The following is a 14,065-nucleotide window of genomic DNA, read 5'->3' as shown; positions in this document are numbered from 1 at the left end:
TCCGGTCAGCGCGCCAGCGCCGGCACGGAGGCGTGCTCTGCGGGCACGTGCAGCGCCCGCTGGGTCAGGGCGACGACGACGGCGGCGATCGCGGCGGCCACGGGAGCCACCGACAGGGCGGCGTTCGCGCCCGAGACGTCGACGACCTTGCCCGAGACGGACGCACCGACGGCGACACCGAGGGCCAGCGCGGTCCCGATCCAGGTGAACGCCTCGGTGACCGCGGCCCGCGGCACGAGCCGCTCGGCGAGGGTGAAGGCGCTGATCAGGGACGGCGACACGGCGATGCCGGCCAGCAGCACGAACGGCACCATGAGCCACACGTCGCGGACCAGCATCAGGGGGGCGCTGAGCACCGTCAGCAGCACGAGCACGCCGGCCAGGCGGTGCCGCAGCGGCAGCCGCCAGTGGACGCAGCCCCAGCCGATGCCGCTGATCATCGACCCGACCGCCAGCGCGGCGATGAGGACGCCGGTCATCGGCCGCTGATCGAGCTCGTCGGCGAAGGCGACCAGGCAGATCTGGAAGGTCCCGAGGACGACGCCCACCCCGGCGGCGACGACGAAGAGGACCTTGAGCCCGTCGCACCGCATGGCCGAGCTGACGGGGCGGTGCTCGGACGCCGTGGGCAGCGGCTCGGTGCGGCGCTGCGCGGCGAACAGCAGGCTGCCCACGGTGGCGAGGACGAAGGCGGTGACCAGCCCGGCGGTGGCGTGCCCGGTGGTGGACAGGATCGTGACCAGCACCGGGCCCAGCACGAACACCAGCTCGTCGACCGCGGACTCCATGGCCATCGCGGTGGGCAACCGGTGGCTGCCCCGCAGCAGATGGGTCCAGCGGACCCGGATCATCGAGGACACCGGGGGCAGGCAGGCCCCGGCCAGCCCGGCGGCGAGGAACACGACGGCCAGCGGCCAGTTTTGGCGGACGGCGACCAGGAAGGTACTGCCCGACGCGACGAAGACGGCGAGCAGCGGGAGCAGCACGCGCCGCTGCCCGAGGGCGTCGGACAACCGGCCGACGACCGGGCCCGCGACCGCCGTCGTCACGGCACCGACCGCGGCCACGGCGCCGCCGAGGCCGTAGGAACCCGTCTCGGCCGCCACGAGGAGCACGCACCCCAGGCCGACCATGGACAGCGGCAGCCGGCCGACGAAGGCAGCCAGCACCATCGGCAGGGCGTGCGGCGTGCGCAGCACCTGCAGGTAGGGATTCGCCACGTGGGGAAGAGCCTCCGTCGAACGGGTTGCGGCTCTCCCACGCTAACCGACCCGGGGCGCCGTCGCCGGGCTCACGGAGTGGTCGACCCGGCCGCCGACGCCGTTGTCGGCGGACGGATCGCGGGCACGCTATCGCGGGGGGCGCGGCTCAGCTGCGCCCGTACGCGGGCCCGACCTCGGCGAGGAAGTCGTCCCACACCTCCGGGGCGGGCGTGCCGGTCACCTCGGCGCCGAACTTCTCCAGGTACCAGTGCCAGCCCAGGGCGAAGTCGACGACGTCGACATCGGCGCCGAAGACCTGGACGAAGCGGAGCACGGTGCGGTCGCCCTCGGTGGCCAGGTCGAGATCGATCCGCCAGTTCTCCGAGCCCTCCTGCTCCCACTCGACCGCCAGCCGCCGCGGGGGGTCGCACTCGAGGATCGTGGTGGGGCTGCCCTCCTGCTCGCCCTCCTCGTGCGTCATCGTGAAGGTGCCGGTTCCCCCGGTCCCCCGCTCGCCCTCGTAGGTGCCGATCCAGCGGGCCATCCGGTCGGGCTCGGTGAGCGCCGCCCAGACGTCGTCGATGGGGTCGGGCCACTCGCGGCGGAACTCCAGTCGCTGCCGGCCGTCGTCGAGCCGGGTGACGACGCCTCGCCGCTGGTTCTCGCTCATTCCGGTTCTCCGTTCCTCTTCGACCGCCCACCGCGGGCGATCTCGGTGTCCAGTGCGTCCAGCCGCTGGGCCCACAGGTCGCGGTAGGGCTCCAGCCAGTCGTCGAGCTCGCGCAGCGGCGCGGGGTCGAGCGCGTAGAGACGCCGCTTGCCCTCGGACCGCACGGTGACCAGGCCGGCCTCGCGCAGCACCCGCAGGTGCCGGCTGATGGCCGGACGGCTCACCAGGAAGCGGCCCGCGAGCTCGCCGGCGGCCACCTCGCCGCGCGCCAGCAGCCCGACGAGCTCCCGGCGGACCGGGTCGGCGAGGGCAGCGAGCGCGTCCACCGGCCGGGCGTAACACACCGGTTACGCGTCGGCCAGGGGTTCCGTCGTCCCGCATCGGGGCATCCGAGTGAGCATGACCGTCACCGATCCCGACACCCCGGATCCGCTCAACGACCCGCGCACGCTGCAGGCCGACCCCGGCGCGCTGGGCGAGGGCGAGGACCTGGCCTCGACCGCCGACGATCCGGTCGCCTCCGGCGAGGACGAGCTCGCCACCGAGGACGAGGGCGAGACCGGCTACACCACCCCGTAGTCGTTGCGGACGTGTGACGGATCGGTCCGGCACGGGTATCCCTCGGGTGCACCATCGAGCACCCGAGGAGGACCCCATGGCCACCGGAGAGACCGGCTTCGAGGACGTCTTCTACGACCTCGTCTCCGTCCAGTACCACTCGCTCAAGGCCGGGCACGACTACGGCCAGTACGTCCGGGACGCCGAGAACGCCGGCCTGGACGACATCGCGGGTTTCTTCCGCGAGGTGATGGAGCAGGACTCGGCGCGGGCAAAGCGCTGCCACGAGTTCCTAGGACGTCTGCAGCGCACGTCGCAGGGCGGCCCCGCCACGCAGTGACCCGGTCGCGGGGCACGATGGGCGCGTGATCAGTACCCCGCTGACCCGCTGGTTCGACCTCACGACGCCGGTCATCGGCGCCCCGATGGCCGGTGTCTCGGGTGGCGCCCTGGCGCGCGCCGTCTCGCAGGCCGGCGGGCTCGGCATGATCGGCGTGAGCGGCCGGCACAGCGCCGAGTTCGTGACCGCGGAAAGCGCCGTGGCCGGGGAGGACCAGCTCCCGTTCGGCGTGGGGCTGATGATCTGGACGCTGGCAGACCGGCCCGAGCTCTTCGAGGCGACGGTGGCCGCGCAGCCCAGCCTGGTGTCGATGTCGTTCGGCGACCCGGCGCCGTACGTGGGGCCGCTGCACGACGCGGGGATCGCGGTCGCGGCGCAGGTGAACACCGTCGCCGACGCGCACCGTGCGCTGGAGGCGGGGGTCGACGTCCTGGTCGCCCAGGGCACGGAGGGCGGCGGGCACACCGGGCAGCGGGCGCTGCTGCCGCTGCTGAGCGAGGTGCTCACGCTGACCGACCGGCCCGTGGTGGCCGGGGGCGGGATCGCCACGGGCCGTGCCATGGCCGGAATGCTGGTCGCGGGGGCCGTCGGGGTGTGGATCGGGACGGCGCTGCTGTCGTGCACCGAGGGGCTGAACGGCGCCGGCGCGCGGCAGCGCATCCGCGAGGCGTCGGGCGACGAGACGGTGCTGACCAGGTCGTTCGACGTCGCGGAGGGGATTGCCTGGCCCGAGCGCTGGCCCGGCCGGGCGCTGGTCAACGACTTCTCCCGCACCTGGCACGGCCGCGAGGACGAACTCGTGGACGACGCCGCCGCACGGCAGCTCGTGGGCGAGGGCCGCCGCACGGGCGACCCGGCGCACGCCCCGCTCTACGCTGGCGAGGCGGTCGGGCTCGTGACGACGGAGCGCTCGGCAACCGACGTCGTCCGCGAACTCACCGCCGACGCCGAGAAGGCCCTCCGCGCCGTCCCGGGCCTGCTCAGTCCGTGACCCGGGCTCTCGAACCGGTTCCAGGATGAGGCGACTGGACCCCAACCCTAGTGCCTCGATATGTGTCTGACCTGATTGCCGCCGTTGCACGAGGGTCTCCCTGGCGGACCGGATCGCTGCCGACAACGCCTGGAGCGACAGGCTCGCCGACCGCACCCCCTTAACCCCGCCAGCGAAGCCGTGATCCCGATGGTCCTCAACGGCCCTGGTCATGAAGAAGCAATAGTCCCGAGCCGGTTCAGCAGAGCCGGCTGGGCCCTACGGCCACAGGTCGATGCAGCTCAACGCCACCGGCCGGGGCGCACCGTCGGACGGGGAACGGACCAGCGAACGGTACACGGACTGCTCCGGGACGAGAGTCAGGACATGGGCTCCCTTCAACCCCAGTCGATGCCCATCATGAATTCCGCCGCTCCCCATCGTTGGCGTCGAGTCGGTCCGCTGTGGCTATTCGCAGAGGATCAAGTCGGAACACCGTTGCTGACCGCTGCTCGTCAAGCAGCATGGTGAAGCGGATTTCCTCAAGGTCCGCCTCAGCTGCCCGGATGTCGTCCTGCAAGCTGCTGCCGTCTCGCTCCAATACATTGAGAGACAACTGCAGGTGGCGCTGTACGTCCTCGACACTGAGCCGACCGTGCACGAAGTCGTCGAGGGCGCCAAGCAGCTCCTCCAGCACAGCTTCGTTGCCGACGCTCACCGCGTGATCACCGTGAAGCGTGGCACGCGTACTCCCTACGGCAGCACGACTCCGTCGCCAACTGTGCGGGCGTACCAGACCTCGAACTCAACACCAGGCGTGACGTAGATTCGGGCGAGGTCACTCCAGAACAACAGGTGGACACGTAATCGGCCATCGAGCTGCTCCTCGAGTTCCTCGATGACAGCGCCGAACATGTCGCCGTTCTCATGTTCTCCCGCCTCTCGAAAGCGGAACATCACGCTGGGTGACCCCTCTCGGAACACGCTCGTCAACAGCCGTGCCCGCTCCGCCTCTTCGAGCCGAATCAAGGCGTCAGCCCGGTGACCAGCCGCTACATCGCTACGGGCCATGAACGATGATGTCCCTAAATTGCGGCAATAGTTCCTCCGGAATGAAGTATGCCGTCCCCTCACCTGCGGGACTGATCGTTTCGATGCCGTCAAGCGTAGACCTAGGGATGCAACCCGACGTAATGCAGTACGGGCCTCTTCCCGTTTTGCCCATCAGATTCGAGAAGTGCTCGGCCTGGTCTTTGGTCGGGAAGAAGTACTTCCCCTCCGTGCCGCCGGGAGCTGACCTATAGGTTCCCGAGCCCACAAGGTCTCTAAACTCTGCAGGTTCAACAGCGCGGTATAAACGGGTCAGGTCGTCCCCTTCACCACTCGCGGCCCTTAAGGTGCGACCCGCCCTGACTCCATTGATGCCGCCCTTGACAAACCCTCCACCCGGCACGAAGGAAACGGCGGCTAGTGCGCATCCAGCCTTCGAAGGGCTTGTAAGGCAGTTGACGGCATCAGTGAAGCCTGAGAGCTCGCCCAAGGTTCTCATGACCTCGCCCGGTTCGGGGTTGTACGAGGGCCCGATCCGGGGCATACCCCCGTTCTGGTATACGACCCATTGTTCCCGCGCATTGGCGCTGGTGCCTATAGGCGATGACCGCTTTACGGCAGGCACTATGGCGCGGGGAATGGAGCGCTCCGCTGCGCTCGTGCTGCTGACTGGCGAAATAGGTCGGGGTCGGGTCGGCGCCGCTGGGGCAGGCTTACCGCGGCCCGTGTAATGCCAATTGCGACAAGCGGCGTCACCTCCGCAACCCGGCATCATGGGCTCCAGTCCGCTCGGGTCGGATTTGGTGACTGGGCTGTTGTCGGCATACGCGTAGGCGGAGAGTGATCCGGGATTGGTCACCGTCAGGAGCGGATCGACGGTGAGGAAGCGACCGAGTGAGGGGTCGTAGGCACGCGCACCCAGTTGCGTGAGACCGCTGAAGGGCGACGCCGGTGCGTTCAGGTATCCGCGCGCGCTCGACCACGTGACCGCGGCGCCGCGAGCGACCCCGAACGGGTCCTGGAAGCGCCGCGTCACCTGACCGTCGGTAGCCCGGACCTCCACCGTCGCGGTACCCAGCGGGTCCGCATCCAGGAAGAACAGGGTCGACCCGGCAACGCCGGCGGTGGCGTTGCGTTCGGCCACCGCGACGCCGTTGAACGAGTACGTCCGGCTCGCCGAGGCAGTGCTCCCACCAGGAGCCACCCGGAGTTGTGTGTCCCCAATGAAGGCCGTGGCGCCGTTCGTCGGGTCGCTCTGAACGAGCAGGTTGCCATCCGCGTCGTACACGTTGGTCTGCTTCTTGCCGTCGGCCGTCACGGTGACCGACCCGAGGTTGCCGCGGGCGTCGTAGTCGAGAGTCTGACCCGGACGGCTCGTGGTGCGCCCGACGCCGTCCCAGCCATAGGTGCTCGTGGTCGTCGCGGTCCCCGTCTTCCGGGTCACCGACTGGACGGCGTGCGGACGTGGCTGACCGGCCGCCGGGTAGGCATAGGTATCCGTCGTGTCCGCCCCACCGCTCACAGAGTGCTTGGTCACCGACATGCGGTTTCTCGAGGCGGGGTCCACCACGTAGCTGTTCCAGTAAGGCGCAGGTCCACCTAGACCAGTGACCGAGGGAGGCAGAGAGCAGTTTCCGCTCGACGGCGTCCACGCTTCCGTGAGGCTGCCCAGGCGGTCGTAGCTGAAGCACTGATTGTCTGCAGCGACACCGTCCGCGCCGGTACTGACCGCGGTGACGTTGCCGGCGTGGTCATAGCTGTACTTCCGATCGGACGTGACCGTGTTCGTCGTCCGGCTCGCGATACCGGACTGCTGGGTCAGCCGATTGGTGCCGTCGGCGAAGGTGAATGTGCGGTAGAAGTACTGGCTCGCCCGCGACTGCCCGTACTGGGCCACCTTGCCCAGGTACGTGTAGGTGATGCCGCCTGCGTAGGTGAACGAGCTGCCGGAGATGGTTCCGGTGAAGCTGGCGATGTTGCCGAGCCCGCCGTAGGAGTACTTGAGCGTCTCCGCCGCAATTCCACCCATGGCCGGCTTGGACACCTGCTCGATGGAACCGTCCTGCGCGTACGTGACAGACGTCGTGTAGGTGCCTGACAGCGCGGTTCCCGCCGGCAGTGTGGTCGAGTTGCCCGTGGGCCGCCCCGCCACGTCATAGCCGGTGACTGCCTGCGTGTAGGCCGTCCCTGGCGCGGTCGCCGTCGACCCCACGTAGCTCGACGACCGGGTCAACTGGCCCTTGCTCAGGGTGTCGAAGGTCCAGTCGGCGAGCAGCGGGCCGGAGGCCGTTCCCTGCCGCTGGGCGACCTTGCGGTCAAGGGCGTCGTAGGTGGATGCCACCGTCGCGCCGCTCGCGTCGGTGGTGCTCACCGCACGGTCGGCGTCGTCGTAGGCGATGACCGTGGTGCCCGAGTCGGGATCGTTCGCCGTGACCTGGCGGCCGAGGGTGTCGAACGTCCAGGTCCACACGTTGCCGGCCGCGTCGGTCATCCCGGTCCGGCGCCCGGCGGCGTCGTACCGGTAGGTGGTCGCCGTCTGCTGCGCCGTCGGCGACGGGGACGCCGCCTGGTACTCGATCAGCCTCGTCATGTTGCCTGCGCTGTCGGTCAGCGTGGTGGTCGGAGTACCGCCCGCCGGCGGCGTGGTGTCCACCCGATCGGCGCCGAGGTGGGAGAACGAGGTCTGCCACGCCTTCACCTCGTTGACCCACTGCTGATCGGTGAGCACCCGGCCGGCGCCGTCGTAGGTGCGGAGCTGCTGTCCTGAGATCGTCGTCGTCGGTACGAAGAGGGTGCCCGAGGGCTCGACCGACGTCGTGTAGTACGGCTGGTTCTGCTGGTAGTCGCGGCCGGCGGCGTCGTAGTAGGTGTCGGCGACGACGGTGCCGCCGCCGGGAGCGCTCTCCTGGGTCTGCCGTGGACGACCGAGTCCGTCGTAGAGGGCCCAACCGGTCACGGTCCCGATCGGCGTCAGCCGTGTCGTCGAGACGGCCAACGGCGCGGTCGTCGACACGGTGTACCCAAAGGCAACGGTCGGTGTGGGATTGGACGCCTGCGGGCGACCGGGCGTCCACACGGCGGCCCGTCGGCCGAGGGAGTCGTACGTCGCGGAGGTGATGCGTCCGTTCTGGTCCGTGACAGACGTCTCGAGGCCCCACGCCGGGTTCACCGTGGTCGTCGTCGTCCAGCCCAGCGGGTTGGTGACTACCGTCTTGGTGAGCGGGCCGCCGGCAGCGGGCGTGTAGGCCGTAGTCGTGGTGCGGTTCAGGCCGGCCCTCGGGTCGGTGACGGAGGTGACCCGGCCCAGGGAGTCGTACGAGGCGGTCGACGTCGTCAGCCACACGGCGGTGGCAGCGGTGCTCCCCGTGTAGGCCTTGGCCACCTGCGTGGACGTCGCGTCGCCCTTCACCGGCGGAGCGCCGAGCGCCCCACCGTCGTAGAAGGTGCGGGCAGCCGAGATCGCGTCCGCTGGGTAGCTCGGTGCGACCAAGCAGGGCTTTCCGACGAGGGTCGCCTCGGACGGGAAGTCGAGGAGCCAGGCGCCGGTGTTCGTGGCGTAGCTCGTCCGGGCGCACGTCGTACCGGCGTCGGGGGTGATCGCCTCGACTTGCACCGCTCGCCCGAAGGCGTCGTAGGACGACCGCGTCTCTGTGCGGCGGGTGCCGCCGGTGGAGAGCGGCTCGCTGGTGACGACGCTGCCGTCTGCAACCATCCGGGCGGTGTTGACCCCGTCGTTCGCGGTGACGGCCGACGCCCACGGCGTGTTGACGGTGCTCGACACCACGGCCCCACCCACACCGTTCAGCACCCGGGCCTCGCGAACGCTCCCGGCGAGCCACAGCGAGTCAGGAACGCTGGACCCGTCGCTGGCACCGACCGACGCGGCCTTGGCGCCCCCGCCGGTGGACGCGCGGTCGCCGTCCATGCCCCGGAAGAACGTGTAGGCGGTGGTCTGCTGGGCGGCCGGCTTGTTCGCGTCGCCGACCCGGACCTCCACCGAGTTGTAGCCGGCGTAGGTGGACCAGGTCCGCCGGTTCTCCGGGGTGAGCGGGGAGTTGTCGTACCGCCAGGCCGGCGTGCCGGTGTAGACGTAGTTCGTGTGCTGGACGGCCGAGTTCGAGCCGCCGGTGCGCGGGTCGGCGAGGACCGACGTCACCACGTAGGTGTGAAAGAGGTCCTGCTTCGCCGGTTGTGGCGGCGTCGTCTGCGGCGCCCACCACTGCGGGAAGCAGCGCCGGTTGTTCGCAGGAGCGTTGGCCAGGATGGCGGCAACCTCGGTCGGGGCGCAGTCCTGAGCCGAGTAGTTGACCGAGATGACGGCACCGGTCTCGGTCGAGATCGACGAAATGCGGTACTTGTCCAGCGGCGCCAGCCCGTCGATGGCCCAGACGCGGTTCTGCAGCGGCACTCCGGCGAACTTCACGTCGGGCACCGTGACCGCGGTACCACCGGCCGTTCCCGAGTGACCGATCGAGGCGAGCCACAGGGCCGCGCTCGTCCCGTCCCCGGGGTCGGGGAACGAGTGCTTGAGCGTCCAGGTGTCCACCCCGGCGTAGGCGCTCCCGGTCCAGTACTGCGTGGTCACCGTGCTGAGCCTTGTCGTCGTCCAGAAGCTCGGGGACAGCTGCGTGCAGGGCGCGGCCGTGCAGTTCTGATCCCACGGGACGTCGGGCCAGTTGGTGGGGTTGGTGCTGACGCACCCGGTGCTCGATGCACACCGGTCCGCGTAGCCGAAGAGCACCTTGTCGCTCGCGCCGTTCGCCGCGTACACGGTGCTCGCGGTCAGGCCGTACTCGATGCGGTCCAGCTGACCCCCGCGCACGTAGGGCGTCGCGCCGGAGCGGTTCTGCGCGTACCGGTTGGTCTCGGCCGTGTAGTAGTAGGCGCTGGCGTTGCTGTGCGTGTCGACGACGTAGTCCAGGTTCCAGCGCCACGCCTGCGTGCAGGACGATGCCGCGAAGGTGCCGGCGTTGCAGGGCTCGCCCGCGTCGTTGCCGTAGACCGGCGTGGTCCACGCCGAGTTAGTGGTGGCCTTGCCCGCCGACCAGCCCGGCAGCTGGTTGAGACCGAAGAAGTACTGCGTTCCGTCGGTGGTCGTCAGGCGCCAGTGCTCGCCGCCCAGCGCGCCGTTACCGGCGCCGGTGAGCTTCTCGAGCCGCGAACCGTCGTCGTTCTGCAGCTTCCAGATCCCGGTCGCGTTGTCGCGCACCAGGCGACCGGACTGCCCGCCCATGCTGAGCACGGCGTTGTCGGTCTTCCAGCAGAGATCGCCGGAGGTGGTCACCGGGCCCGACGAGCCGCTGTCCAAGGAACAGGGGACGTAGGCACGCTCGATGAAGCCGCCGCCGGAGAGGTCCCAGCCCTCGCCTACGGCCGAGGGCTGGTTGTTCGTCGATCCGGTCTTGCCGTCGACGCGCTGCGAGTTGTAGTCCAGCGCCAGCGACGGCGAGGGGCCGGCCGCCGCCGGTGGTACACGCAGCGGGTAGGACCAGGCGAAACCGCCGGTCTGGGCGGAGACGTCCCATTCGGAGGCCGGCGAGAGACTGGTGGCACCGAAGTCGCCGGTCCCGCTCGACGACGTCGCCGAGCTGGTCGCCGCGAGCATAATCGTCGAGGCGCCGGCCAGCGACGGAGAGACGATGGTGTCCTCACCACTGATCCCGGTGGGCACGGGCTGCTGGTCCGCACCGGGGGCGCGCCCGTTGTCGGGGTACTGCACCCAGCGGACGCGCCCGGCGTAGTCGGCGGCGAACATGCCTGCGAGAACCGAGTTGGGCACGCGCACAGCGACCGGATCGCTGTCGCCCTTGTCCGTGCGACTCAGTCGCAGCGCGACCCCCTGGGCCACGTACTTCTTGCCCTGCTCAGGGTTCAGGACCTCGACGGTGACCGCCGTGTCGTCCGGCTCGTCCGAGGCGGCGCCGTCAACCGGGCTGGCGGGCGCGATGGCCAGCCCGCCGCCGACCTCCTGCCATTCCCCCGTGACGACGGCCGGTGGGGCGCTGCCCGGCTCGGTCGTCCGCGTCTGCGGTCCCTTAGCGGGGCGGCCGGGCTGCTTGAGGCTCACCTCCGTGCGGCTGCCCTCGAGTGCGGTCCGCGGCGGTACGACCGAGGAGTTCACCTTGTCGGGTGCCGCACCCGGCTCCCACTCCTGCCCCTGGACCACCTTGCCGAGGTAGGGCTTCGGGGGTCCGGGCGGAGCGGCCGATGCGGGCGACGTAGCGGAGACCACGCCGATAGTCAGCGCGAGGCTGATTCCTGCGGCCGTGACCAAGCGCAGCGCGACCCGCGTTCGGGCGGCCGGGCGAACACTGGAACTGGACACAGAACTCCTCAGGGAGGCTGGTGCGCGGGTGAAGTGGCGAAGGTCGTCAGTCGAGCCCGGGAAAGAAGCCCCCGGAACTCACGTCCTGAATCTGCTGTGGGGTGAGCACCCCCTGGACCACGAATGGGTTGCCGATCCTGCCGGTGTAGAAGTCGCCTGCCACCCCGTTGGCAAAGCCCGAGCCGAGCGTGAACCCGAGGCTCGCCGTCGGACCGGCGGGTTGCCGGTAAGCCCGGGTGGCCGAAAGTACGCCGTTCTGATAAACGCGAAGTTCGTGGTTGATCGCGTCGTAGACGCCAGTGACATACACCGGCACTCCGAGAGTGATTGGCGTGCCGACTGTCGCCCGCCCGGCGTTGTTCTGCGTCGTTGCGCTCACGACGAAGGACCATTTCCGCTCTGGGGTGAGCTGGAGAGAAAAGCCGGAGCTCGTCTGTCCGCGCTCGGAGATTGCCGTCTGGTGGAGGGTGCTGGCCACGGTCGGCGTCATCCACCCGCCGACCGTGAAGCTCTTGGTGGTGTCCACCACGACGCCCGGTGCGCTCATCATGGGCGTCTTGGCCGTGGACGCAAAGTTGAGCGTGCCCTCCGCGCCGAGCGTGACGCCCTCGGGAACGGCTATCGGGTATTGGCCCGTAGCCCTGTCGGGGTGGGGATTGTTGTCCGCTACACAGTTGACCGGCGTGCTGGTCGAATCACACTCGGCCAACGGAACGGGACCACCTGCATCAGTGGTCCACTGGTGCGCCGTCGCGTAGAGGTTGTCCGGACTCTGGGCCATCGTCGACCACCTCAGGGTCGTCGGGGCCGATCGGGCCTTGGCTTCTCCGAACGCCCAGACGGTCAGCTCTCCCACCGGGGCATCCACCGGCGCCACCGTGATCGTCGCCGTCGAACCGCAGACGTAGTGGATGCCGCCAGCCTGGCTGTCGCTGCCGCAGGCCGGAAGCGCCGTGTACGTCGGCGCGTTCGCCGAGGTTCCCCACTTCCAGGCGAAGCCCACCACGTTGTCTGCAGCCGATCGTTGCGCGAGCGTGACCGTCATGGGCGTGCCGACGCTTACGATGGTGGTCGTCGGGACCGTTGCAGTGAGCACCGGAGCAGCCGGTGCGGCATTGCGGATCTGGAAGTAGCAGTACGGGGAGAAGCCAGACGAGTCGATCCCGTCGACCGCCTGCGAGAGCCACCGATACGAGCCGTCGGGAAGGCCGTCCGGGACCTTGACGTCGAACACGCCGTTCTGTTTCGTGCCGGCGTTGATAAAGTCGTACGGGTTGGCCGGGATCACACTCCTACCGGCGGAATCCTGTACCCAGAAGACGACTGTCACACCTCCGGGGTCCCAGTCGGATGCCAGCACCGCGAGAGAAATTTTGTTGACGTCGTTGTGGCGCAGGACGGGACCGGGGCCGGTGGTCGCGCACCCTTGGCCCGCGGTGTTCATGCCCCACGGCGTCCCCGGGGGCGTATTGTAGCGGACGGTCATCGACGCGCCCGAGGTGAACCTGCGCCACGACGTCCAGTCGCCCTCGTTGTCCGCAGTCAGCCCGACGGTCACGTGGGGGGCGCCGTTCCCTGCTGCCCAGTTCGCGACGTACATGGCGTCAAGGCCCACCCCGTACTGGTGGGCGCAGTTGCTGCGCTGCGGCCCGAGCGTCGTCTTCGAGACGGGCGCGATGAAAGCCGGCTGCCGGTTCCACGTCGTGTTCGGGTCGACCATGCCCGTGAACCAGAGGTTGTAGACGTTGCTGGTGCACGCAGACGAGTAGAGCTGCTGCGTGTTGAAGTGGGCGTTGAGGATGTGCTTTCCCGCCAGCCCCTCGGTCTTGAGCTGCCAGAACGTGCGGTCGGTGTGCGCGCGACCGTCGGGGCTGTTGGCCGCATTGATGTGACCCACATGGGCCTGGTTGTCCGCGCCGCGGTTCGAGCCGAGCCAATAGGACGCGTTCGGGTAGGCGCTGTCGACGAGGGTCCAGGCCTGGGTACCGCCGGTGAAGTCCGGGTCGACGTACGCCGGGTAGGTGACGTCCTGCGCTTCCGCGGGCGCCGATGCGTCCACGGTGATCGCCGCGGCGGAATTCTGCGCCTCGATGGGCTGAGCGAGGCCCGCACCACCGGGCCCGTCGGCGTCTCCCCCGTCGGCCGAGTCCCACCACATGGGGGACGGCGACACCAGCTGGGACCCATCGGGCGCGGTGGCCGTGGCGGACTCTGCCGCCTGGCCGTCCGCGACCTTGGCCCCACTGATCCCGAAGCGCACCTCGTCGAGGCGGGGGTTGTCGGCGGCCTCGGGCGTCTTGATGACCAGGACCTCGGTCATCCCGTTGATGGTCGCCGTGAGACGGAGGTCGACGCCGGGGAGGACCTCTGGATAGGTCACCGATGAGTCGTCCACCACCGCATCGGGCAGCTCGCCCAAGGGAGAGGCGATCGTCATCCACGTGCCCGTCGTCGTCTGCACGCGAGCGAGCGGTCCGGTACCGCCAGGAGAAAACTCGACCTGGACCGGCGATGCCGTGGGAGCGAGCATCCCGTCCGACTTCTCGGCGAGCTCCGTGGAGACGTCAACCCAGCCGTCGTCCTGCCGCACCCGGACGGGCTCGGCGGAGATGGTCAGCTGCTCGGTCCCGTCCGGCAAAACCTCCACCGTGGTGGTCTCCGTCAGGGACGAGTCATCAATGACCGGGTGGTCGTACTCCTCCGCGATGGCCGCGGCCGTCGCCTTGTCGGGAGCCGACTCTGCATCGGCAATCTCAGGTGGCGCCGCGGGAGCCGCCGGAGCGGCCTGCGCCGGCATCGCGACGGTCATGCTGCCGCAGGCAAGCGCGGCCACGAGGAGCGTTCGGAGGGACAGTGCGGAGCGCCCGGCAACACGCTTGCGGATCGATGTCGACGACACGAGACCTCATCACAGGCAGAAGGACCAGCGGTGGTCTTCTGCCCCTCCGTG

General features: G+C 69.6%; 10 protein-coding genes. 3 read left to right on the top strand and 7 right to left on the bottom strand.

Annotated elements, in window-relative coordinates; all coding sequences use genetic code 11:
• Window positions 1-5 precede the first annotated feature (5 nt).
• From DQ239_RS13795 to DQ239_RS13785, 3 genes are all read right to left on the bottom strand, one after another.
• Window positions 6-1,220 (bottom strand): MFS transporter, encoded by a 1,215-nt coding sequence (locus DQ239_RS13795; protein ID WP_113834984.1) that lies wholly within the window; start codon window positions 1,218-1,220, stop codon window positions 6-8.
• Between the two features lie 148 nt (window positions 1,221-1,368).
• Window positions 1,369-1,872 (bottom strand): SRPBCC domain-containing protein, encoded by a 504-nt coding sequence (locus DQ239_RS13790; protein ID WP_113834983.1) that lies wholly within the window; start codon window positions 1,870-1,872, stop codon window positions 1,369-1,371.
• Window positions 1,869-2,198: a metalloregulator ArsR/SmtB family transcription factor gene (locus DQ239_RS13785; RefSeq protein ID WP_113834982.1), complete on the bottom strand. Its 330-nt coding sequence runs from the start codon at window positions 2,196-2,198 to the stop codon at window positions 1,869-1,871. The genes DQ239_RS13790 and DQ239_RS13785 overlap by 4 nt, the downstream gene beginning before the upstream one ends.
• A gap of 73 nt (window positions 2,199-2,271) precedes the next feature.
• On the opposite strand from DQ239_RS13785, the gene DQ239_RS13780 reads away from it, so the two are divergent.
• From DQ239_RS13780 to DQ239_RS13770, 3 genes are all read left to right on the top strand, one after another.
• A complete protein-coding gene (locus tag DQ239_RS13780) occupies window positions 2,272-2,451 on the top strand; it encodes a hypothetical protein (protein WP_113834981.1) in 180 nt (59 codons plus the stop codon).
• A gap of 76 nt (window positions 2,452-2,527) precedes the next feature.
• Window positions 2,528-2,770 carry an acyl carrier protein gene (locus DQ239_RS13775; RefSeq protein ID WP_113834980.1) on the top strand — a complete coding sequence of 81 codons (243 nt, stop codon included), beginning with the start codon at window positions 2,528-2,530 and terminating at the stop codon, window positions 2,768-2,770.
• A gap of 25 nt (window positions 2,771-2,795) precedes the next feature.
• Complete coding sequence (locus DQ239_RS13770; RefSeq protein WP_113834979.1) at window positions 2,796-3,761, top strand: nitronate monooxygenase; 966 nt, start codon at window positions 2,796-2,798, stop codon at window positions 3,759-3,761.
• Window positions 3,762-4,158: 397 nt separating this feature from the next.
• On the opposite strand, the gene DQ239_RS13765 is transcribed toward DQ239_RS13770, so the two are convergent.
• The 4 genes from DQ239_RS13765 to DQ239_RS13750 are packed head-to-tail and all read right to left on the bottom strand — an operon-like array spanning window position 4,159 to window position 14,014.
• Entirely contained in the window at window positions 4,159-4,458 is a 300-nt protein-coding gene (locus DQ239_RS13765) for a hypothetical protein (protein ID WP_113834978.1), read from the bottom strand.
• Between the two features lie 35 nt (window positions 4,459-4,493).
• Window positions 4,494-4,811, bottom strand: coding sequence for a hypothetical protein (locus tag DQ239_RS13760; protein WP_113834977.1), 318 nt, complete (start codon window positions 4,809-4,811; stop codon window positions 4,494-4,496).
• Complete coding sequence (locus DQ239_RS13755) at window positions 4,801-11,115, bottom strand: RHS repeat-associated core domain-containing protein (protein WP_147252123.1); 6,315 nt, start codon at window positions 11,113-11,115, stop codon at window positions 4,801-4,803. Before DQ239_RS13755 ends, DQ239_RS13760 begins: the two co-directional genes overlap by 11 nt.
• Window positions 11,116-11,161: 46 nt before the next feature.
• Entirely contained in the window at window positions 11,162-14,014 is a 2,853-nt protein-coding gene (locus DQ239_RS13750; protein ID WP_113834975.1) for a LamG domain-containing protein, read from the bottom strand.
• Between the last annotated feature and the right edge of the window lie 51 nt (window positions 14,015-14,065).

This window comes from Blastococcus sp. TF02-09, assembly GCF_003319105.1.
In the GTDB taxonomy this organism is placed as follows: domain Bacteria; phylum Actinomycetota; class Actinomycetes; order Mycobacteriales; family Geodermatophilaceae; genus Blastococcus.
The sequence above is the reverse complement of the archived record's forward strand: the minus strand, read 5'-3'. Positions and strand labels throughout refer to the sequence as shown.